The 21696-nt window shown below is 39.3% G+C and carries 19 protein-coding genes and 1 pseudogene; 17 read left to right on the top strand and 3 right to left on the bottom strand.

Annotated features, from left to right (window positions below):
• The first annotated feature begins 4 nt into the window (after positions 1-4).
• The 6 genes from EG346_RS18915 to EG346_RS18890 are packed head-to-tail and all read left to right on the top strand — an operon-like array spanning position 5 to position 8470.
• Entirely contained in the window at positions 5-1819 is a 1815-nt protein-coding gene (locus EG346_RS18915; RefSeq protein WP_123880785.1) for an IucA/IucC family protein, read from the top strand.
• Entirely contained in the window at positions 1816-3219 is a 1404-nt protein-coding gene (locus EG346_RS18910) for an MATE family efflux transporter (RefSeq protein ID WP_123880783.1), read from the top strand. The genes EG346_RS18915 and EG346_RS18910 overlap by 4 nt, the downstream gene beginning before the upstream one ends.
• 1 nt (position 3220) lies before the next feature.
• Positions 3221-3466, top strand: coding sequence for an acyl carrier protein (locus tag EG346_RS18905; RefSeq protein WP_034730354.1), 246 nt, complete (start codon positions 3221-3223; stop codon positions 3464-3466).
• Between the two features lie 4 nt (positions 3467-3470).
• Positions 3471-4859: an AMP-binding protein gene (locus EG346_RS18900; protein ID WP_123880781.1), complete on the top strand. Its 1389-nt coding sequence runs from the start codon at positions 3471-3473 to the stop codon at positions 4857-4859.
• The gene (locus tag EG346_RS18895) at positions 4846-7284 is read left to right on the top strand and encodes a TonB-dependent receptor (protein ID WP_123880779.1); all 2439 of its coding nucleotides are present in this window, start codon (positions 4846-4848) and stop codon (positions 7282-7284) included. The genes EG346_RS18900 and EG346_RS18895 overlap by 14 nt, the downstream gene beginning before the upstream one ends.
• Position 7285: 1 nt before the next feature.
• On the top strand, positions 7286-8470 hold the full coding sequence (locus tag EG346_RS18890) for a PepSY-associated TM helix domain-containing protein (protein ID WP_123880777.1): 1185 nt from the start codon (positions 7286-7288) through the stop codon (positions 8468-8470).
• A 1479-nt stretch (positions 8471-9949) separates the two neighbouring features.
• Here the strand turns inward: EG346_RS18890 and EG346_RS18885 are convergent.
• Positions 9950-11437, bottom strand: coding sequence for an aminotransferase-like domain-containing protein (locus EG346_RS18885; RefSeq protein ID WP_123880775.1), 1488 nt, complete (start codon positions 11435-11437; stop codon positions 9950-9952).
• Positions 11438-11502: 65 nt separating this feature from the next.
• Between EG346_RS18885 and EG346_RS18880 the strand changes: the two genes are divergently transcribed.
• The 5 genes from EG346_RS18880 (at position 11503) to bioA (ending at position 16284) form a co-directional block, all read left to right on the top strand.
• Complete coding sequence (locus tag EG346_RS18880; RefSeq protein ID WP_073334565.1) at positions 11503-12126, top strand: hypothetical protein; 624 nt, start codon at positions 11503-11505, stop codon at positions 12124-12126.
• Complete coding sequence (locus tag EG346_RS18875; protein ID WP_123880773.1) at positions 12119-13219, top strand: aminotransferase class I/II-fold pyridoxal phosphate-dependent enzyme; 1101 nt, start codon at positions 12119-12121, stop codon at positions 13217-13219. The genes EG346_RS18880 and EG346_RS18875 overlap by 8 nt, the downstream gene beginning before the upstream one ends.
• 49 nt (positions 13220-13268) lie before the next feature.
• On the top strand, positions 13269-13883 hold the full coding sequence (gene bioD / locus EG346_RS18870; protein ID WP_123880771.1) for a dethiobiotin synthase: 615 nt from the start codon (positions 13269-13271) through the stop codon (positions 13881-13883).
• 2 nt (positions 13884-13885) lie between these two features.
• Entirely contained in the window at positions 13886-14872 is a 987-nt protein-coding gene (gene bioB, locus EG346_RS18865; protein ID WP_123880769.1) for a biotin synthase BioB, read from the top strand.
• A gap of 86 nt (positions 14873-14958) precedes the next feature.
• Positions 14959-16284, top strand: coding sequence for an adenosylmethionine--8-amino-7-oxononanoate transaminase (bioA, locus tag EG346_RS18860; protein WP_123880767.1), 1326 nt, complete (start codon positions 14959-14961; stop codon positions 16282-16284).
• On the opposite strand, the gene EG346_RS18855 is transcribed toward bioA, so the two are convergent.
• Positions 16238-16555, bottom strand: coding sequence for a winged helix-turn-helix transcriptional regulator (locus EG346_RS18855; RefSeq protein WP_073334560.1), 318 nt, complete (start codon positions 16553-16555; stop codon positions 16238-16240). The genes bioA and EG346_RS18855 overlap by 47 nt on opposite strands.
• Before the next feature lie 89 nt (positions 16556-16644).
• On the opposite strand from EG346_RS18855, the gene EG346_RS18850 reads away from it, so the two are divergent.
• From EG346_RS18850 to EG346_RS18840, 3 genes are all read left to right on the top strand, one after another.
• Positions 16645-17409, top strand: a complete 765-nt coding sequence (locus tag EG346_RS18850; RefSeq protein ID WP_073334559.1) for an MBL fold metallo-hydrolase — start codon at positions 16645-16647, stop codon at positions 17407-17409.
• Positions 17410-17531: 122 nt separating this feature from the next.
• On the top strand, positions 17532-18239 hold the full coding sequence (locus EG346_RS18845; protein WP_123880765.1) for a DUF421 domain-containing protein: 708 nt from the start codon (positions 17532-17534) through the stop codon (positions 18237-18239).
• An 80-nt stretch (positions 18240-18319) separates the two neighbouring features.
• Positions 18320-19141 (top strand): helix-turn-helix domain-containing protein, encoded by an 822-nt coding sequence (locus EG346_RS18840; protein WP_123880763.1) that lies wholly within the window; start codon positions 18320-18322, stop codon positions 19139-19141.
• Between the two features lie 11 nt (positions 19142-19152).
• On the opposite strand, the pseudogene EG346_RS18835 reads toward EG346_RS18840, so the two are convergent.
• A pseudogene (locus tag EG346_RS18835) lies at positions 19153-19385 on the bottom strand (winged helix-turn-helix transcriptional regulator).
• Positions 19386-19422: 37 nt separating this feature from the next.
• Here EG346_RS18835 and EG346_RS18830 point away from each other — a divergent pair.
• From EG346_RS18830 to EG346_RS18820, 3 genes are all read left to right on the top strand, one after another.
• Positions 19423-19728 (top strand): nuclear transport factor 2 family protein, encoded by a 306-nt coding sequence (locus tag EG346_RS18830; protein ID WP_123880761.1) that lies wholly within the window; start codon positions 19423-19425, stop codon positions 19726-19728.
• Positions 19729-19891: 163 nt separating this feature from the next.
• Positions 19892-20458, top strand: coding sequence for a DapH/DapD/GlmU-related protein (locus EG346_RS18825; protein WP_123880759.1), 567 nt, complete (start codon positions 19892-19894; stop codon positions 20456-20458).
• On the top strand, positions 20458-21534 hold the full coding sequence (locus EG346_RS18820; protein WP_228426113.1) for an alpha/beta hydrolase: 1077 nt from the start codon (positions 20458-20460) through the stop codon (positions 21532-21534). The genes EG346_RS18825 and EG346_RS18820 overlap by 1 nt, the downstream gene beginning before the upstream one ends.
• The last annotated feature ends 162 nt before the right edge of the window (positions 21535-21696 follow it).

Here is a 21696-nt window from a genome sequence, read left to right as displayed (position 1 = left end):
AACAATGAACACCCATTTAAAAAATAATACCATCAGCCAGGAAATCTGGCTACAGGCCAACAGAGACCTTATGGCCAAGACGATTGCAGAATTAATGCATGAAGAACGGTTAAAACCTGTTTCCGTTTCACAGGATGAAGCTGGATTTACAGTCTTCAAACTGGAGACCGGGATTGAAACTATAGCATACAGTTTCCGCGGACAGGAAAGAATGATGGATTACTGGCACATTGATACGGAAAGTATTGTGAAAATAGAGAATGGAGTACCCACCTCAGCGCTGAATATTCCCCAGTTTTTCCTTGAAATGCAGACCGTATTCGATTTAGATGCCAATACGCTGGCTAGATATACAGAAGAATTGCTTCATACGTTATATTGTGATGCACTGATCTTATCCAGAGGCGTTATGTCTTCAAAAGAACTGGCATCCAGTAATTACCAAACGGTAGAACATCAGATGACTGGTCATCCGTGGGTCATCGTTAACAAAAGCAGATTAGGATTTTCTCCTACCGATCTTGAAACGTTTGCTCCGGAAGCGGCAGAGCATTTAAAAGTCTTATGGCTGGCTGCTCATAAGGACAGATCAGCGTTCCAGTCGCTGGAGCCTATAGATCAGGAAGGATTTTACCGTTCTGAAATAGGAGACGAATTGTATCAGTCATTTCAACAAACGTTGATTGATTCAGGAAAGTCTGCTGAGGATTATAATTTAATTCCCGTGCATCCGTGGCAGTGGGAACATAAACTAAAAATTCACTTTGCAGGCGATATTGCATCCGGTATTTTAATTCTTTTAGGGGAAGGAAATGATATGTACAGCCCGCAACAGAGCATCAGGACTTTGTTTAATACAGATCATCCTGAAAAAAGATACCTGAAAACCGCTGTTTCTATTTTAAGTACAGGAAACATCAGAGGACTGTCGCCAAAGCAGATGAAAATTGCCCCTTCCATTACAGATTGGGTGAAAGGATTAATCAAAGGTGACGCTTACCTTGAAACAAAAGGAACCATATTTTTAGGAGAAGAAGCTTCTATTGCTTACCTTCATCCTCAATACAGTGCTATCGCCGGTGTTCCTTATCAATACAATGAATTTCTTGGGGCTTTATGGCGCGAAAGTGCTTCCAATTATTTACAGGAAGATGAAGAAATGTTTACCATGGCTTCCCTGCTTTTTGTAGATCAAAATGGAGTTCCTTTGGTACAGGCTTTTGCAGAACAGGCCGGAATCAGCATCCAGCAGTGGATCACAGATTATCTGGATGCTTATCTTACACCGTTGCTTCACATTTATTACACCCATTCTCTTTGTGTAACGCCGCATGGAGAAAACATCATGGTCGTGTTGAAAAACGCAGTGCCGCAGAGAATTGTCATTAAAGATTTTGTAGATGATATTGTCCTGACGACAGAAGCACGAGAAAAACTTCCTGACCATCTGGCAGACGGACTGATTCAATCTTCCAACAAGGAAAATGTTCCGTTGTCTATTCTTTTGGGTGTTTTTGATGCATTCTTCAGATATTTATCCAATGTTCTGCATACCCATTCCAATTTTCATGAAGAGACCTTCTGGACGCTTGTTCACGAGTGTATAGAGAACTACAAAAACCATAATCCTCATCTGAATGAGCGGTATGAAAAATATGATCTGTATGTTCCTACCTTCAAAAGGTTCTACATCAACAGTCTTCGTTTGAAAAACAATGGCTACAGTGAAAATAAAGCATTTTCTATTCCAAAGAAAGACGGCGCACTGCCGAATCCTTTGTACCAGATTGCCAATAAAAACTCTGTAGCGACGGTATGAGAAAGTTTCTGCATCTTGTAAAAGAAGGCTCTTTATTTGCGTACGGAGCTTTAGCGGGAAAAAAAGTAGAACTTACCTCAGGGAGTATCAACCGTTCTATCTTCAGCCTTGCCATTCCGATGGTGATGGAGCTCGTGATGGAATCTGTTTTTGTCAGTATCAATCTTTTAATCATTGCAAGATTGGGAGATAAGGTCCTTGGGCTCGTGGGAATTGCAGATAACTATATCAATTTTGCCAATGCGATTGCCATTGGCTTGGGGATCGCTGCTGCAACACTGACGGCAAGGAGAGCAGGAGAAAAAGATCAGGAAGGGATGAGCCGGACGGCCCATTATATCATATTGCTGGCTGCTGCTTTTGCATTACTGATTGGCGGTCTGTCATTCCTTTTTGCGGGCGAGATCATTAGTTTCCTTGGATTCAATACAGGGATTGTAGAGAACGGACTTCCTTTTTCCAAGCTGGTCTTTCTGAGTATCGGTCTGGTGATTCTGCGTCTGTCTATCAATGGTCTTTTCAGAGGAGCAGGGGATGCAGATCTGGCGATGAAGTCGCTTTGGCTTTGTCATATCTCCAGTATGGTCTTTGCGGTAATTCTTGTTTTCGGATTGGGTTTTATTCCGGCTTACGGATTAATGGGATTGGCGTATGCCACCATATTATCCCGTTTATTAGCAGTTTTATATCAGTTCTTTATTCTTATTACACGCAAAACCAGTGTGAATATTCTGGTCAGGTTTCATCTTGACCTGCCTTTAATTAAGAAAATCCTGAAAATTACTTTTGGCGGGTTGGTTCAGTATATTATTCCTGCTTCAAGCTGGCTGATCATGGTTAAAATCATCGCCACCTTCGGGACTACAGCTCTTGCAGGATATATTATTGCGCAGAGAATTGCTTCTGTGGCGACGATGCCTGCATGGGGAATAGGAAATGCCGCAGGAGTTCTTACAGGACAGAATTTAGGAGCCGGAAACCCGGATCGCGCAGAGAAAACGGTATGGAGAGCAGGAGGGATCAACATGACCTATCTGATAGCTGTTGCTATATTCTGGCAGTTTGCTGCAGAATATGTGGTGACGTTCTTCACCAAAGAAGCCGAGGTAGCCAGATACGCCGTACAGTACATCCATGTGGTGTCTATGGCTTATCTCTTATTAGGCTTTACAATGGTGATCAGCCGTGCCCTTAATGCGGCCGGTAATATTATGCAGGTGACCCTGCTGTACATGATCATGTTCTATGTGATTCAGCTTCCTTTGGCTTACCTGCTTGGCGTAAGGCTTCAATGGGAACTGAAAGGAATATTTACGGCTATTGTTTCCTCGGAAATCGTACTGGCTGTCTTATTCCTCATGATATTCAAAAATGGTAAATGGAAAACTATAAAAATTTAAAATGCACACAACAGACGAATTTTATGAAATTATCGCATCAGCAATCGCTGTGAAAAAAGAAATAGTAGATGAAAACCTTACCTATCAGGAGATTCCTGAGTGGGACTCTATGTCGCATCTGCTTATTGTAGAAGCTTTGGAACAGTTCTACCGTGTCAAGTTTGACTTTAACGACATCCTTGAAATGGGAACCGTCGGAAAGATCCGCGAAAAAATGAAAAAATACGATGTACTCGTAGAAAACTAAGTATATGAAAATTTTAGAAAATGTAATTGCCAACAAGAACTTGTTGTTTACAGATGCTTCCACCGGTGCTTCCACGCCGGTTGGAACCCTGTACCGTTCTTTAGGCCTCAATCCTGTAGAAAAAGGATTGATCTTTTTGTACAATGACAATCAGGTACCCAGCATTGAGGTGCTCCTCAATTTCTATGGAACGGCACATGCCATTGCTGTTTTGGGACAGAAACTGCATCCGGAATTTAAAGAACGTCTGGAAGCGGAATACCGTCCCAAATATATCTTTGATCCTTCAAGAGATGAGGTTCAGGGATATTCGTTAAAGGAGTTTTCGGAAACAGTGAAAATCTTTGCTAAGGAAGATTACCAGGCGGAAGTGACGATTCATCCTGACATCAAGATCCTTTTAAGTACTTCCGGAACCACCGGAGTTCCGAAGCTGGTGAAGCTTTCAGATGAAAACCTTTATCAGAATGCCGTGAGCATCCTTCAATACATGCCGATCCTGGAATCTGATGTAGTTCCGCTCAACGTACCGATTAATTTCGTGTACGGTTTTTCTATTTTTACCACCAACTGTATGCGTGCGGGAAGAATCTTTTGTACAGACAAAGACATTATGCAGAAAGCATTCTGGGATGAAATGGAAGAGTATGGCTACAGTACGCTGGGAGGCGTCCCTTATCTGTACGAAAACCTGAACAGAATCGGATTCTTCAGAAAAGACAGTACCAGTCTGAGATACATGACCCATACGGGAGGGGTGATCAATGCTGAATTGAGGAAAACTATCTTCAATTACTGCCTTGAATTTGAAAAACAGTTTTTCGCTCAGTACGGACAAACCGAAGCAGGCGGAAGAATGGCTTATCTTACCACAGATGGTCTTCTTGAAGAGGAAACGTCTATTGGCACTCCTGTACACGGAGGAAGCTTCCAGATCGATTCTGAAACGGATGAACTGCTCTTTTTACATTCAAGCATCAGTGGAGGGTATGCCAACAAACTTGAAGATCTTTCTACCTATGAACAGCCGAAGCTTCTTCATACAGGAGATACAGGCAGAAGAGGGCAGAACGGACTGTATTATATCACAGGAAGAATCAAGAGGATCATGAAGCTTTTCGGGATCCGTCTTAACCTGGATGAGGTAGAGTTTATCCTTAAGAATGAACTGGAAGGCAATACAGTAGTCTGTCTGAACAGCAATGATAAAAAAATCATTGTTCTGTATGACAACATCGAAGTTGATCCTCAAACTATTAAAGAAACTATTAAAAATAAGTTGCGCATTAATCCGCAGTATGTACACACCGAGCACATAGAATCATTTCCATTATCACAAAACGGCAAAATCAACTATCCCCTGTTACAAAACTTACAGCATGAAAATATTTAAAACCCCTATATTACTTTTATTTCTTGTCGGTCTTCCGTTATTTGTTTCTGCCCAGCAGAATGAACGCGTCAACGGAAAGATCATGTTGTCTGAAAAAGTGCCCGTGAAGAATGCACTTTTAAGATTAGTCAATACGCCGTATCAGGCTAAGACCAACAGTTTGGGAGAATACTATTTTGATAATGTGCCACCGGGAGAATATACGCTTCAGGTGGTTTTAAATGATATTGAATTAATGCGTGAGCAGATCCGTATTGAAAAAGATGTCTTTGAAATTCCGGTAATTTATCCTGAGACAGAAAACAATGTGATCGAAGGCATTACCGTATATGCGTTCAGCAGAAATAAATTTCTGGACAGAGACAGTACTTCGATCTCTAAAATGCCTTTGAAAAACATTGAAAATCCCCAAATGTACACAAGCATCAACCAGCAGATTCTGAAAGAGCAGTTGGTGTATGATATGTCAGATGCTTTAAAAAACGTTCCTGGTATTGTAAAAATGCAGGGAAGTGCGGGTAGAGCGGGAGACGGAAGTTTCTACTATAATTTAAGAGGTTTTCCTACGAGAGTTTCTATGGTAGATGGTGTTCCTGCAACCACCAACTCTGAAATTGATCCGGCGGATGTTGAGCGTATCGACGTGATCAAGGGACCTTCCGGAACGCTTTACGGAGGTGCGGTTAATTCTTTTGGAGGATTGATTAATGTCGTAACGAAAAAGCCTAAAGATTATTTCGGTGGAGAAGCTTCTTATCTTTTGGGAAGTTATAACCTGAACCGTGTAACCGCTGATGTTTACGGGCCAATCACGGATTCAAGGAAGACTTTATTCCGTTTGAATGCTGCCTATCAGTACCAGAACGGATTCAGAGATTCCGAGTTCAGAAAATCCATGTTTGTAGCGCCTACATTCAGCTATCAGGTGGATGACCGGTTAAAGTTTAATTTGGGAGCTCAGATTTACACTTATGAAGGAACAAACACTCCGATCATCTTTTTGCCGAGAACCAGACCATTCATTGCAACCACGCCAGATGAGCTTGGATATAACTGGAAGAGGTCTTATTCCAATAATGATATGACCTTAAAAGCACCTTCCATCAATGTAAAAGCTGAGATTAATTATAAAATTTCAGATCAGTGGAGTTCTCAGACTCTGATCTCAAGAAATTACAGAAAAACGGAAGGACTCTATCAGTATCAGTTCATGAGAGGAAAAACGGATAATCTTTTAGAACGTAATGTCCAGTGGCAGAATGGTGAAGGAGCGTCTACCAGTATTCAGCAGAACTTTAACGGAGAATTTAAAATAGGAAAAATCAGAAATAAAGTTCTTGTAGGATTAGATTATTTAAACCAGTCTTTGAACAATAACCTTTCTCCAATTGTTGTATATGATTACATTGATCCTACAAATCCTACAGCGCCAGTGGAACTGCCAATAACAGGAACATATGGTAATATAACTAAAGATTTAGCGTTACAAAAAATTCAAACTTCTACAGCACCTTTAGTACGAAATACGGCATCAAGCAATATTTATGGCGCTTATATTTCCGATGCGGTATATATTACAGACCGTTTGGTTGCTTTGCTAAGTTTACGTTTTGACCATTATGAAAGCAAAGGACAGCTTGATCTTATTAAGAATACGAATACGGGGACATTCAACCAGAATGCGTTGTCTCCAAAACTTGGTTTATCCTATCAGATCTTCAAAGACCGTCTGTCTGCCTATGCTAACTATATGAATGGTTTCAGTAATGTAGCTCCGGTTGCTCAGCCGCTTGCAGACTTTAATGGAGATTTCAAACCGCAGAGATCTAATCAGTGGGAAGTGGGATTCAAAGGAAATCTTTGGAGAAACAGAGTGAATTTTACAGTAGGATATTATGATATTCTGGTCGACAATATGTTAAGAGCAGATGTTGTGACCCGCGGCGGAACAAGCTATAATGTGACCATCCAGGACGGAGAACAGAGAAGTAAAGGGATCGAAATTGAAACCATCCTGAACCCGATTCAGGGTCTGAACATTATGGCGGGATATTCTTACAACGACAGTAAGTTTGTAAAAGCTGCTGCCAATGTAGATGGACGTCGTCCATCATCTTCAGGTCCGGCTAATGTATTCAATTCATGGGTAAGCTATATATTACCGATCCAGGGACTTTCAGGTCTTGGATTAGGTTTTGGTGTGAACCGTGTGGGTGAGCAGATTAGTGTAGACAACGTGACTACCGGACAGTTTATATTCCCGGCTTATACTTTAGTGAACGCTTCCATATCTCTTGAAAAAGAAAGATACAGACTAGGATTTAAAATGAATAATTTAGGAAATGCACAGTATTTCGCAGGACAGGGTGTTATAGTTGCCCAAATGCCTCGTAACTTTGTGGCGGAGGTTACTCTTAAGTTTTAATATGAATTCTATACTAAGAAAGACAGCCTATCAATTACATCTATGGCTCGGACTAACGTCCGGGCTTATCGTTGTCATAATGGCGGTTACAGGATGTATTCTCGCTTTTGAAAAAGAACTGAAGCATACCATACACCCGGAGAAATATTTCGTCAAAACCATAAAAAAAGAGAAACTGCCGTTTTCTGACCTGAAGTTAAAAGCTGAGCAGGCACTTCCGGACAGTTTAAAGGTAAGCAGAGTAGAAATATCCTCAGATCCATCCAGAAGCTATGCTTTCCGTTCTTTGAAAATGGATAAAGAGGCCTTGACGTATTGGGGTTCTTATATTCATTATTACAGGGTTTATGTGGATCCTTACACCGGAAAAGTTCTTGAGGTTGAAAATGCCAAAAATGATTTTTTTGAGATCGTGATGGATCTTCACCGCAGGCTTTTATTGGGTGAAAAAATCGGTAAAACCATTACCGGATATTCTACACTGATATTAGCGATTATGCTTTTTTCAGGACTGGTGATCTGGTTTCCCCGCAAAATGAATAAGAAAGCCTTGAAAGGAATGTTTACGATCAAGACATCAGCCAAATGGAAAAGGGTTAATTATGATATGCACAATGTCCTGGGATTTTATGCCGTTATTCCTTTATGCCTTATTTCATACGCTGCCTTGATATGGAATTTTGAAGACGTTGACCAATGGGTCAAAAAAACACTGAACGGAAAGGCGAAAACTGAAAAGAAAGCAAAAAGCACAATTCCCTCTGAAGAACCTTCAGACAAGAAAAAGATCTTGAATATTGTAGGAAACAGAGTAGAAAAGAGCTTGGCAGATAAGAAATCTGCACTCATCAGCTTCCCTAAAACAGAAGAAGGAACTTATTATGCTGAGGTGACTTATGGGAATAAGCAATACCAGAATGAACAATTTACTTTTGATCAATACTCAGGAAAAATCTTAAAACATCAATCCTACAAAGACAAAAACATTGGCAATGGAACTGCGTTAAGAGAAAGAAATTATGACCTTCATACAGGAAGCATCTTTGGAATGACAGGCCGGATTTTATACCTTTTTGCGGGCATCATTGCAACTTCACTACCCATCACAGGATTCATTATTTATCTGAACAGAAAAAAGAAGAAACCCAAGAAAAAGAAAGTGAAGGCTTTAGTGCCTACAAATTAACAAAAACAAAAATTTAGATAAGTGTAACCTAACCGTTGCACTTTTTTTATTCCCAGGATCTTCAAGACTTCACAAATTCACAAATTTATAAACCCTTAAAACGTAAACATCGGTGAAAATCCATTACATCCCTGGTTAATTTTATCCTGCTTTTTAAAACATTAAGATAAATGAAGAGAGTAAGGTGAGTTAAGAAAAATCAAAGATTTTTTTTAAGTTGTACGCCTTAAAGCGAAGCTAAAACTTAATATTCTTAAAAGCTTAATAATGCTTAATGGTTTAAAATATTATTCTCACAGATTAAAAAGATCAGGCAGATTTTCCTGTTATGGTAAAGAAAATCATAGATTTTACAAAAACTTAAGTGTATTTTTTTACGATAAGCTTTTAAACTTTAAATAAACTTAAGTGTTTCAGGAAAACTTTTGTGACTTTTATAGTTGATATTTTTTGCTTACACACAGCTTCATAAAAACGCAATTATCCTTGAAAATCTATGCCATCCGTGGTTAATTTTATCCTGCTTTTTAAAACATTAAGATAAATGAAGAGAGTAAGGTGAGTTAAGAAAAATCAAAGATTTTTTTTAAGTTGTACGCCTTAAAGCGAAGCTAAAACTTAATATTCTTAAAAGCTTAATAATGCTTAATGGTTTAAAATATTATTCTCACAGATTAAAAAGATCAGGCAGATTTTCCTGTTATGGTAAAGAAAATCATAGATTTTACAAAAACTTAAGTGTACTTTTTTACGATAAGCTTTTAAACTTTAAATAAACTTAAGTGTTTCAAGAAAACTTTGGTGACTTTTGTGGTTGATATTTTTTGCTTACATACAGCTTCATAAAAACGCAATTATCCTTGAAAATCTATGCCATCCGTGGTTTATTTTATACTGCTTTTAAAACATTAAGATAAATGAAGAGAGTAAGGTGAGTTAAGAAAAATCAAAGATTTTTTTAAGTTGTAGATCTTAAAGCGAAGCTAAAACTTAATATTCTTAAAAGCTTAATAATGCTTAATGGTTTAAAATATTATTCTCACAGATTAAAAAGATCAGGCAGATTTTCCTGTTATGGTAAAGAAAATCATAGATTTTACAAAAACTTAAGTGTATTTTTTTACGATAAGCTTTTAAACTTTAAATAAACTTAAGTGTTTCAGGAAACTTTTGTGACTTTTGTGGTTGATATTTTTTGCTTACATACAGCTTCATAAAAACGTAATCATCTGCGTGATCCGTGTGATCTGCAGGAAATTTCATATCAATTATTTGTAATGACTCTTTTATGCAAATCTTCTCGCTTCATCAGATCAACTTTTTCAATACTTAAAATGAAAAGTGTCAAACATAAAACTTTGCGTAGTAAATTACAGTAAGTATATTTTTTATCCCACAGATCCTACAGATTTCACAGATTCATAAAAAACAATTATCTGCGTGATCCGTGGGATCTGTGGGAAATTTATAACAATTATATTATAGCAGCTTTCTAGTATGATCAGAAAGAATTTCAATACTCTTCTCCATTTCCTCAAAGTTGAGATTTCCAAACCCCAGCCTCATCGCTGTAAGATCTTTCGTCTGGTAGAGTAATGTTTTAGGAATAAACAAATTATTCTGCGCACAGTTCCGGCTCAGTTGCATCAGATTGACCGGAACATTCCATTCCAGCCAGAAAGCAAGACCTCCCGATGGCTTTTGGAACTTTATCAATCCGTCTAAATTTTCTTCAAGCAGTTCTGCAAAATAATCCCGTCTTTCCTGATAAACCTTTAAAGATTTTTTCAGATACCGATGTATTTCACCTTCCTCAATCATTTCACCCAAAGCTCTTTCCATTAAAATGTCTCCCTGACGGTCTATGATTCCGAGATATTTTCTCATCTCAACCATCAGATTTTCCGGAGCGACAATAAATCCGGTTCTGAACCCCGGAGCCAGCGATTTCCCAAAAGATCCGATATAAATAACCATCCCATTCGTATCCGCACTTGCTAAGGGTAGAATAGGGCTTTTATCATAATGAAATTCATAATCATAGTCATCTTCAAGAATGATAAAACCATACTCATGGGCAAGATCCAGCAGTTCAAGCCTTCGTTGTACACTTAAAGCAACAGTAGTAGGATAGTGGTGATGCGGCGTGAGATAAAGCATTCTGATCTGCTGCTTTTTACAGGCTTCCCGAACATTTTCTACGATAATTCCTTCTTCATCTATCGGCAGAGATACAATATTGACACCCGCTTTCTGGAAGATCATATTCACAGAAAAATAACTCAAAGCACCTACCAATACCGTATCTCCTGCGGAAAGGAGAATTTCAGATACAATATAAATACTCATTTCCGTGCTTCGGGTGATGAGAAGATTATTCTTTGAAATAGGCAGTCCGCGGGATAGGTTAAGGTAGTGTGACAAGTGTTCCTTAAAAAATTCACTTCCGTCGTGATTGTAATGTCCAAGCATTTTCTGGTTGGATTTTCGTTTCAGAATAGAACTGTAAAACCTTGAATGTTGCCCGATCTGAGTCAACCTGATATCCGGTACCCCGTCGTTGAAAACATATTCACAATCTGAGTGTTCAAAAGGATTGTCTAAAATATTCGAAGTTTTAAATGAAAAACCTGTGGTTTCAGGATAATTCTGAAGACTGTTTTTTTCAAAGTCTTTAACTTTTACAGGCTTTTCCTGATTTTCCCCGATGATGAAAGTTCCTTTGTTCGGAAGACTTTCTACCCAACCCTGTGCGGACAATTCATCATAAACCGCCACGGCAGTATTCCTGTGAATTTCCAGAACTTCACTGAATGTCCGGGTTCCCGGCAGCTTGGTGCCATAAGGTAAAAAGCCCCTTTGAATAGCATTAATCAGCTGATTGGCAATCTGCATATAGATCGAAGTCTCTGAATTTCTGTCAATTTCTATAAAACTTTGATAAGGAATCTTAACCGGACTATCCATAATATTAAAACTGGCACCTGTTAGTGGTCCGGCAATATACTAATTTTGATTCAAAATAAAAATCTATGGAATTTCAACCATTGCTTGAAAGAATTGTACAGGATGGCGTAATCCATGCCAAATGGCTGAACACGCTTTCGTTCATGGAAAATGCTGGAGCCAGAAAGATCTCTAAGTGTGAGCATCCGGTTTCCGTTACGCTGATCCAGCTGAAACATGCTGCTGAAGAACACCGTCACGCTTATTATCTGAAAAAACAGATAGGAAAAATAGATCCCGAATGGTGTAAAACCTATGAAGCAGATGAACTTCTTGCTCCAATTGCGACCCGACAATATCTTCATTCATTGGATGTAAAGGCTTGCAGGTATCTTCAAACTGTATTTACTCTGAATAAGGAAGAGTTGAAATATGCAGCTTACCTTTTTGTGACCTATGCTATTGAAGTCCGTGCAGATGAATTATATCCAGTGTATCAGGATATTCTGACCAAAGCATCTTCGAGGATTATGGTGAAATCCATTATTCTGGAAGAAGAGGGACATCTTGAAGAAATGATCAATCAGCTCAATGAATTTTCTCCGGATTGGAACCAGCATGCAGAAAATATCCTGACGATAGAAAAAGAACTGCATGATCAGTGGATCAATGCTATAGCTGAAGAAGTTTCCCAATTAGACTATGCTTAAAAAATTTCAGGAAGCCCTCGATAAAAGAAAGGAAGTAGGAATATTAAGAATGTTAAAGCCAAAACTTAATGGTATTGATTTTTATTCCAACGATTATCTTGGCCTGGCAGGAAATGAAGAACTTCAGGCACAACTGCTTCTGAAAGTTCAGGAAAATCCTACACTTCTTTCCGGGAGCTCCGGTTCAAGACTGATCAGCGGAAACAGCAATATCGTTGATGAAACGGAGAAGTATATTGCTGAACAGCATCAATATCCTGCAGCTCTTCTTTTTTCTTCCGGCTACAATGCGAATCTGGCTTTGTTTTCTACATTGCCGGACCGTCATGATACGATTATTGTGGATGAGCAGATCCACCGTTCTGTACAGGATGCCTGCAGGATGTCTCATGCAAAGAAATTAAAATTCCGTCACAATGATCCGGAAGATCTGGAAAGTATACTGAAAAAGCAGACCGGACCTTGTTATGTTGCTATAGAAAGTCTGTATTCAATGGATGGGGATCTTGCTCCTCTTCAGGAGATTGCAGCTTTAGCCAAAAAATACAATGCAGCACTGATTGTAGATGAAGCCCATGCTTTCGGAGTTTTCGGATATGGATTGATTGAGAAATACGATTTACATCATGATGTTTTTGCTGCAGTAATAACTTATGGAAAGGCTTTGGGAGCCCATGGCGCAGCCATTCTTTGTGATGAAACAGTGAAATCCTATTTGGTTAATTTTGCATCTCCTTTTATCTATACCACAGCAGCACAGGATTTTCTATGGATGGCTATCCAAACAGGTTATGAATTTTTAAAACAAAAACCTGAGCTGTCAGAAAAGCTTAATCAAAACATTAGCATTTTCAGAAATCAAAATATAGACACCCCATCTTCAGAATTGAGCCCGATACAAGCTGTATTGATTCCCGATAATCAGAAATTAAAAAACTTACAGAAAACATTATCGGATCATGACTTTTTAACCTATGCCGTCTACAGTCCCACCGTAAAAACAGGAACTGAAAGACTCAGAATATGTCTCCACAGCTTCAATACAGAAGAGGACATTGTAGAACTAACGAGAATTATTAAAGAATTTATTTAAAACAAGTCAATAAACACCAAACCCGCAACTCCGCAACTTGTAATCTCAAATGAATCAACTATTTATCACCGGAATTGGCACCGAAGTAGGAAAAACAATATGCTCTGCCGTTTTAACACAATATTTTAAAGCAGATTACTGGAAACCTGTGCAGTCAGGAGACCTTGATAATACGGACAGCCATAAAATAGAGTCATGGACAGAGGGTACCGTCTGTCATCCGGAAACCTACCGTCTTCAACTGGCTGCATCTCCGCATCAGTCTGCCAGGGAAGAAAATATAGAAATCAATTTAAATAAGTTTCAGCTTCCCAAAACAGGTAATAAACTAATCGTGGAAGGAGCAGGAGGGCTTATGGTCCCGCTTACGGATGAGATTTTTATGATAGATCTTATAGAACGGTTTAATCTTCCTGTAGCGTTAGTAGTCAGGAATTATTTAGGATGTATTAACCACAGTTTACTTTCCATCATGGCCTTAAAACAAAGAAAACTCAAGCTGGAATACCTGATTTTCAACGGAGCTTTTCCTCCAGATACTGAAAGAGTGATCTGTAATTTTATTAAAAGAGAAACCAGAATCATCTACATTCCTGAAATCGACCAGCCAACCAAAGTCAGCATTAAAGCTGCCGCAGAACAATTAACAAAAACAAATTTATGATAATGGACAAAAAAACAAGCATCAGAAACAACTGGACCAAAGAAGAAATAGAAGAAATTTACCATCAGCCTCTGCTGGAACTGATTTATAAAGCATCCACCATCCACCGTGAATGGCATGATCCGACTGAAGTACAGATCTCCACCTTACTATCCATTAAAACAGGAGGATGTCCTGAAGACTGCTCGTACTGCGGCCAGGCAGCCAGATATCACACCAACATCAAGGTACAGGCATTGCTTCCGACAGAAACCGTTATTGCTCACGCTCAAAAAGCAAAAGACAGCGGATCGTCCCGTTTCTGTATGGCTGCAGCATGGCGTGAAGTCCGCAACAACCGTGATTTTGACCGTGTAATCGATATGGTAAAAGGAGTGAATGAACTTGGGCTTGAGGTATGCTGTACGTTAGGAATGCTCACCGAAGAGCAGGCTATTCGTCTTCAGGAAGCAGGTTTATATGCTTACAATCACAATCTGGATACTTCCGAACAATATTATGAAGAAATTATCTCCACCAGAACTTTTGATAATAGAATCAATACCATTAATAACGTCAGAAATGCTGGAATAACGGTGTGTTCAGGAGGAATTATAGGTCTTGGCGAAACACATAGAGACAGAATTTCAATGCTTTTAACTCTTGCCACCATGCCAAAGCATCCAGAATCTATTCCTATAAATGCTTTAGCCAGAGTGGCAGGAACTCCGCTCGAGGATAACGAAAAAGTAGACAGCTGGGAAATGGTACGAATGATTGCCACGGCAAGAATTGTCATGCCTTCTTCAATGGTCAGATTAAGTGCCGGACGTATTGAAATGAACGAAACAGAACAAGCCTGGTGCTTTATGGCCGGAGCCAATTCCATCTTCACAGGAGAAAGAGAAACCTTATTGGTAACTCCTAATCCGGGCGTTTCCGAAGATATGCAGATGCTGGAAAAACTGGGACTTAAACCGATGAAAATGAAGGAGAGTAGCTGTTGCTAATCTTGTTTCTCGATACGAGGCTCGGGCCACGATTTGGCTTGCAGGGCCTCCTTCTTCTAATCTCTAATTTCTAACTTCTAAAAAAGATGAATACATTAATACAGTCCCTCCTTGCGGAAAGAGACAAAAACGTCAACTGGCATCCTTATACCCAAATGAAAACGGCCGGAGATGCCATTCCTATTGTAAGAGGTAAGGGCGTTTATTTGTTTGACGACGAAGGTAAAAAGTATATCGATGCGGTTTCGTCGTGGTGGGTGACTTTGCACGGTCATGCCCATCCTTACATTGCCGAGCGGGTATATCAGCAGCTGACTACTTTGGAACAGGTTATTTTTGCAGGATTTACGCATGAACCGGCTGTTCAGTTGTCAGAAAATTTATTGAACCTGCTTCCGAAAAATCAGAAAAAGGTTTTTTATTCGGATAATGGCTCGACGGCAGTGGAAGCGGCCCTGAAGATGTGTATTCAGTATGCCTATAATTCAGGAAAAGAAAAAACCAAGATTCTTGCTTTTAAAAATGCTTACCATGGTGATACGTTCGGGGCGATGTCCGTAAGCGGAAGAAGTGTCTGGACAAAACCTTTCGGAAGTATGCTGTTTGAGGTGGTTTTTATCGATACGCCCAACGCAGAAAATCTGGAAAGCTTAAAAATTCAGATCAGTGAAATTGCAGAGGAAACGGCCTGTTTTATCTATGAGCCTCTGGTACAGGGTGCAGCAGGCATGCTGATGTATGAGGCTGAACATCTGGATGAGCTGATGAAGTTTTGCAGAAGCAAAGAAATCCTGATGATCCAGGATGAAGTATTCACAGGTTTCGGAAGAACAGGGAAACTTTTTGCCGCCAATCATCTTGCAGAAATACCGGATATTATGTGCTTTTCAAAAGGCCTCACCGGAGGAACGATGCCAATGGGAATTACCACTTGCTCACAGGAGATTTTCAATGCATTTTTATCCGATGACAAATACAAAACACTGTTTCACGGACATTCTTTTACCGCCAATCCATTAGCCTGTACTGCGGCCTTGGCCAGCATGGAACTTTTATTACAGGAAGAAACATTAGCGGCCATTGATCGTATCAGCAGACAGCATTCTGACTTTACGGACATTCTTGAACAGCATCCGAATGTTGAAAATGTACGCCAGACCGGAACAATTCTGGCTTTTGAGCTTAAAACAGATCAGCATACATCTTATTTTAACGAGGTGGGAAAAGTTCTGTACGATGAATTTTTACAGCGTGGAATCATTATGCGTCCTCTGGGAAATGTAATGTATCTGGTTCCCCCTTATTGCATTACTGCAGAAGAACTGGACTTTACTTACCGGAATATTCTGGAGGTGCTGGACACTTTTAAGAATCAAGTTCATTTCCCCATTCATGCAGCTGGTCAAGAATAGGACCTAATTTACGGGCTCTGTCAGTAAGCTTATAATACACTTCCGGAGGAAAATTATAGACTTCAATCCGTTGAATCATCTGATTTTCCTCCATCTGTTTAAGTTGCTCTGAAAGCACTTTCTTTGAAACTCTGGGCATTTTTCGCCACAATTCTACAAATCGTACCTGCTCTTCCTCAAAAAGATTCTGAAGAATCAGGGGTTTCCATTTTCCGGAAAGAATATCCAGGCTACGTCTGAGTCCGCAGTTTTTAAATTCTTCAAAATTCATTATCAAATATTTTTATGGTTAACCTTTTGGTAACCGTCTATTATTGAGCCTTGATTTAGCCATAGTTTTGCAGGACAAAATTAAGCAAAATGAAACTGAAATTATGGCGCAATGCCACATTAGTAATCCAAATCGGAGACAAAAATATTTTAATCGACCCGATGCTTGGAGCAAAAGGTTCTCTGGGGAAATTTCCAATGACGGATAATGAACTGCTCAATCCTTTGGTTGATCTTCCATTCAGTGAAGAGGAATTAAAAGATCAACTTTCAGGAATAGATGCCGTGGCTGTCACTCATCTTCATCCCGATCACTGGGATCCCAAAGCAGTTGAACTTTTGGATAAAAATATTCCTCTGATCTGCCCTGAAGTCATTTCGGAACAGATCGCTCAATCTGGTTTTAAGAATATAATTTCCGTTAAAGATCATATCATCTGGGAAAATATCAGCATCTCCATTACAGAAGGACAGCACGGAACCGGAGAAATAGGAGAGAAGATGGGAGAAGTCAATGGCTTTGTTTTTAAAACGGAAGAAAAAACGCTTTATATCGTGGGTGACAGCATCTGGTACGAAAGAATTGCAGAAGAAATTGATAAGTACAGGCCACAGCATATTGTGGTTGCAGGGGGAGCCGCAACTTTTGCAGTTGGAGATCCTATCATTATGACCAGTCAGGATATCATTAAGGTTTGTGAGTATGCACCGGAGGCCACCGTTTTGGTCACTCATCTGGAAGCTGTAAGCCATTGCAAAGAAGACCGGAAGTTTATTCAGGAGGAAATTATTAAAAACGGACTTCAGGAAAGGTGTTTTGTTGTACAGGATGGTGAAGAATATCCTTTAGATTAAATTCTGAAGACCTCAAAATTATTCGGCAATTTTTAGTTTTCCCTGGTGGATTAAGTTCCCGAAGCCAACAGCAGAAACAGGCGATGGCGCATTTTTTGAATGCTCCTCCTAAATTAATTTCTATGCTTACCTTATTTCTCTTGGAACTTAACTGGAAAGAATTGCTGATGGGACATGAAGAATGGTCCTTTCTGCTGGAGATCATTCTCCGTACTTCCATTATGTTTCTTGCCATTATCATCGGATTGAGAATTTTAGGCAAAAGGGGAGTGAAGCAGCTTTCCGTTTTTGAACTGGTCGTTATCATCGGTTTGGGTTCTGCAGCAGGCGATCCAATGTTTAACAAAGATGTCGGCATTGTTTCTTCAATCCTTGTTTTTGTTGTCATTATTCTTTTATACAGGATCATTACTTTTTTTATCGGAAGAAGCAAAGAGTTTGAAAAAATGGTGGAAGGAGCTTCCATATGTCTGATCCGGGATGGAGAATTTGCCATTGATAATTTTAAAAAAGAAAACCTTGGCAGCGATGAGTTTTTTGCAGAACTGAGATTAAGAGGCGTTTCCCAATTGGGACAGATAGAAACAGCTATTGTAGAAAGTTCCGGGCAAATAAGTGTTTTTTATTACGAGGACAAAGAGGTGAAACACGGACTTCCGATTATGCCCGAGTCCTTAAAATATGCATTAAAAAATATAAGCAAAGAAGGTCAGTATTCCTGTACATTTTGTGGACATACCGAAATGAAACAACAAGGAAAAGCCGGAAACTGTCCTAAATGCACGAAAGATGAATGGGTGGAGGCAAGCAGTAAAAGAAGAGTGACATAAGTTAAGACTTGAGCCTCTCAACAAATCTTTACCGCTACATTATCACTAAATTTGTAAAATTAAATAATATTGTACGAAGCATGGAACAGACAGACACATTGAGAACTTTGAACTACTCAGGTATCTTTCTTTCCTGCTTTTCAGAGTACAGCGAAAAATGCATTCATGCAACTCCTGAACATGTTCTGCTGTATCTGTATTCCGGAGAGCAGATCATAGAAGACAGAGGCGAAAAAATTGTGATCAAAGCAGGAGAGTGTGCCTTTATCCGACGCGATCATCGGCTCATCATGTATAAAAATAGTGTAGGAAAAGATTTATACAAAGGGATCTCACTGACTTTTGGAAGATCTGTTCTTCGAGAGTTTTACAGCAAAATGAACAGGTCTGAAATACCAAAGAAACCCTCAGTTTCAGAAAAAAATATATTTAAACTTGAAATCCGTCCCGATATTACCAGCTTGTTTCAGTCTTTAACGCCTTATTTTGATGGCCATACAAAACCTACCGAAGGTGTTGCTCATCTGAAACTCCTTGAAGGGATTTATGCCATTCTCAATAGTTCTGAAGATTTATATCCTGTACTATTCGATTTTACAGAACCCTGGAAAGTAGATATTCTGGGATTTCTTAACGAAAATTACAGGGATGATCTTACCATGGAACAGATTGCCTCCTATACGGGCAGAAGTCTCGCCACATTTAAACGGGATTTTAAGAAAATAAGCCATCTCACCCCTCAGAAATGGCTGATAAAAAAACGCCTCGAAGCCGCTTATTTTAAGCTGAAAGAAGAAAATAAAAAAGTGCAGGACGTTTATATGGAAGTGGGATTTAAAAATCCGTCTCATTTTTCCACAGCTTTTAAAAGAGAATATGGTTTTTCACCATCCGATCTATAATTACCACACTTTTATTTTTTACCGGAAGATTTTCCTCCGGAAGCCATCTCGCTTTTAATTTTCTGTCTGTGCTGCATTCCCCATCTGGTCATTGCTCCAACCAATTCTTCCAGGGTATGACTGTAGGGAAGCAATTCATATTCAATACTTACAGGATAACCAACAGAAACTTTTTTATGATAAATCCGTTCAGTTCCAATTCTTTAAGTTCGCTGGAAAGTACCCTTGCAGATATTCCGTTCACCTGTCTTTGAATCTCTGATATTACCTATAAAGCCTATATGGGAGATTTTCTGACAGGAGACACGGTAGGCAGAGAAAAACTCGAAAATGAATTTAATAGCCATGCTTCACAGGTTAAAACCTATTTCACTCTGAACGGACAGAATACGGTGGAAATCGATGGAGATACTGCTACCGGAACTTCTTTTTCTCAGATCAAAATGATCCGGGAGATAGAAGGCAAGGATATCCTGACCGATTATAGCGTTAAATATGATGACAAATATGTACGTCAGAATGGGAAATGGCTTATAAAGGATCGTATCGGTTATTTCATCATTGTTGAGACCAGAGCAGTTTTGTAGTAGTCGGTGACTGATTAAGGGACGTCAATACCAGAGAGCTTAGTTGCATCTGAATAATGAATGTTTTCCCTTTTTTGAGCTTCTCAGAAAGGTTAATTGAGCCTCACAAAGACATCTTTGTGGGGTTTTTATTTTAATTTCGTTTTATATTAAAAAGATGAAAATGCAAAATAAAAGCATATTGGAAAGGCTGAAAAGTGGTGAAGCTATTCATCCCGATGATCCCGAATATGATAGGATTAATGAAATTGTAAACAGAACGATTGCGCTATCTCAGAAGCTTAATAATGCCACGGATATCCGCCAGGTACGTGATTGTATTGGTGAAATTACGGACGTTACCATCGATGAAAGCACAACGATATTTCCGCCGTTCTACACCAATTTCGGAAACTTCATTACTCTTGGGGAAAATATTTTTATCAATCATGCCTGTTCCTTTCTGGATATGGGCGGAATTACGGTAGAAGACGACGTTTTGATTGGTCCCAAAGTAAGCCTGATTACAGAAAATCATCCGCTGGATCCCAAAAACAGGAGAGCACTCATTACCCAACCTATTCTCATAAAAAAAGGAGCATGGATTGGTGCCGGATCTACCATCCTTCCCGGAGTTACTATTGGGGAAAATGCTGTAGTTGCGGCCGGGGCAGTCGTTTCAAAAGATGTTCCTGATGGTATGGTCGTAGGGGGAGTTCCGGCTAAAATAATTAAATCAATTGATCAATAATGAAAAAATCAATATGGGCAGTAGCTCTATGTCTTCTGTTTTCAGAGAAAGTAGCATCACAGAACGTAAAAAAGAATCATCCGGATTCAGAAAAAAATAAAATGGAAAAAATCAACGCCCACCAATACACTACTTTTAAAGTGGACAGGAATATTACTGTGTATAAAGTTACCTTTAAAAATCAATACAATATGGAGGTTGCGGGACATCTCTTTATGTCAGAAAATTTTAACCAAAATGAAAAATATCCAGCCATTATTGTAGGACATCCGATGGGTGCGGTAAAGGAGCAGAGTGCTGATTTGTACGCATCCAAAATGGCCGGGAAAGGTTTTGTAACCTTAGCGATTGATCTTTCCTTTTGGGGAGAAAGTGCCGGAGAACCGAGAAATGCTGTGGCTCCCGATATCTATGCAGAAGATTTCAGTGCCGCCGTTGATTTTCTCGGAACAAGATCATTCATTGATAAGAACAGAATTGGCATTATCGGTATTTGCGGGAGCGGAAGTTTTGTGATCAGTGCAGCGAAAATTGACCCCAGAATGAAAGCGATAGCAACCGTGAGTATGTATGATATGGGGGCGGCCAACCGAAATGCACTGAATCATTCTCAAAGTCTCGAACAGCGAAAGAAAATCATTGAGGAAGCTGCAGAACAGCGTTACGTAGAATTTACAGGCGGAAAAAGGAGATATACAAGCGGAACTGTTCACCAACTGGACAAAAATACACCTCCTATACAACGCGAATTTTATGATTTTTACAGGACTTCGAGGGGAGAATATACTCCGAAAGGAAGTTCGCCGGAGTTGACTACCCATCCCACATTGAGCAGTAATACCAAATTCATGAATTTCTATCCTCTTAATGACATAGAAAGCATTTCTCCCAGACCCATGCTGTTCATTACAGGAGATCAGGCGCACTCAAAAGAATTCAGTGAAGCGGCTTATCAACTTGCCGCCGAACCGAAAGAACTGTATTATGTTCCGAACGCGGGACATGTAGATCTGTATGATAAAACCCAATTGATTCCTTTTGAAAAACTGGAAACATTTTTTCATAGAAATCTTTAAAGGCATATATTACTTTTGCTCTGCATAAAAAAGGTCTCTTGATGAGACTTTTTTTGTTTTTAATCTTCAAGGCTATGATTTTTTTGGCCCTCAGATAAGCTTAAAATATGTGAATTTTTCTATGGTGTTTCACAGAGAAAAATAAAAGTTAAAAAATGATCA

This window comes from Chryseobacterium carnipullorum (genome assembly GCF_003815695.1).
Lineage (GTDB): Bacteria > Bacteroidota > Bacteroidia > Flavobacteriales > Weeksellaceae > Chryseobacterium > Chryseobacterium carnipullorum.
This window is presented reverse-complemented; position numbering and strand designations above follow the sequence as displayed.

Excerpts from the sequence above, each read along its gene's own strand:
- bioA (WP_123880767.1), top strand. The coding sequence starts at position 14,959 with ATGAATACATTAATACAGTCCCTCCTTGCGGAAAGAGACAAAAACGTC.
- EG346_RS18905 (WP_034730354.1), top strand. The coding sequence starts at position 3,221 with ATGCACACAACAGACGAATTTTATGAAATTATCGCATCAGCAATCGCT.
- bioB (WP_123880769.1), top strand. The coding sequence starts at position 13,886 with ATGGACAAAAAAACAAGCATCAGAAACAACTGGACCAAAGAAGAAATA.
- EG346_RS18850 (WP_073334559.1), top strand. The coding sequence starts at position 16,645 with ATGAAACTGAAATTATGGCGCAATGCCACATTAGTAATCCAAATCGGA.
- EG346_RS18900 (WP_123880781.1), top strand. The coding sequence starts at position 3,471 with ATGAAAATTTTAGAAAATGTAATTGCCAACAAGAACTTGTTGTTTACA.
- EG346_RS18910 (WP_123880783.1), top strand. The coding sequence starts at position 1,816 with ATGAGAAAGTTTCTGCATCTTGTAAAAGAAGGCTCTTTATTTGCGTAC.
- EG346_RS18875 (WP_123880773.1), top strand. The coding sequence starts at position 12,119 with ATGCTTAAAAAATTTCAGGAAGCCCTCGATAAAAGAAAGGAAGTAGGA.
- EG346_RS18825 (WP_123880759.1), top strand. The coding sequence starts at position 19,892 with ATGCAAAATAAAAGCATATTGGAAAGGCTGAAAAGTGGTGAAGCTATT.
- EG346_RS18885 (WP_123880775.1), bottom strand. The coding sequence starts at position 11,437 with ATGGATAGTCCGGTTAAGATTCCTTATCAAAGTTTTATAGAAATTGAC.
- EG346_RS18915 (WP_123880785.1), top strand. The coding sequence starts at position 5 with ATGAACACCCATTTAAAAAATAATACCATCAGCCAGGAAATCTGGCTA.
- EG346_RS18830 (WP_123880761.1), top strand. The coding sequence starts at position 19,423 with ATGGGAGATTTTCTGACAGGAGACACGGTAGGCAGAGAAAAACTCGAA.
- EG346_RS18820 (WP_228426113.1), top strand. The coding sequence starts at position 20,458 with ATGAAAAAATCAATATGGGCAGTAGCTCTATGTCTTCTGTTTTCAGAG.
- EG346_RS18855 (WP_073334560.1), bottom strand. The coding sequence starts at position 16,555 with ATGAATTTTGAAGAATTTAAAAACTGCGGACTCAGACGTAGCCTGGAT.
- EG346_RS18895 (WP_123880779.1), top strand. The coding sequence starts at position 4,846 with ATGAAAATATTTAAAACCCCTATATTACTTTTATTTCTTGTCGGTCTT.
- EG346_RS18890 (WP_123880777.1), top strand. The coding sequence starts at position 7,286 with ATGAATTCTATACTAAGAAAGACAGCCTATCAATTACATCTATGGCTC.
- EG346_RS18840 (WP_123880763.1), top strand. The coding sequence starts at position 18,320 with ATGGAACAGACAGACACATTGAGAACTTTGAACTACTCAGGTATCTTT.
- bioD (WP_123880771.1), top strand. The coding sequence starts at position 13,269 with ATGAATCAACTATTTATCACCGGAATTGGCACCGAAGTAGGAAAAACA.
- EG346_RS18845 (WP_123880765.1), top strand. The coding sequence starts at position 17,532 with ATGCTTACCTTATTTCTCTTGGAACTTAACTGGAAAGAATTGCTGATG.
- EG346_RS18880 (WP_073334565.1), top strand. The coding sequence starts at position 11,503 with ATGGAATTTCAACCATTGCTTGAAAGAATTGTACAGGATGGCGTAATC.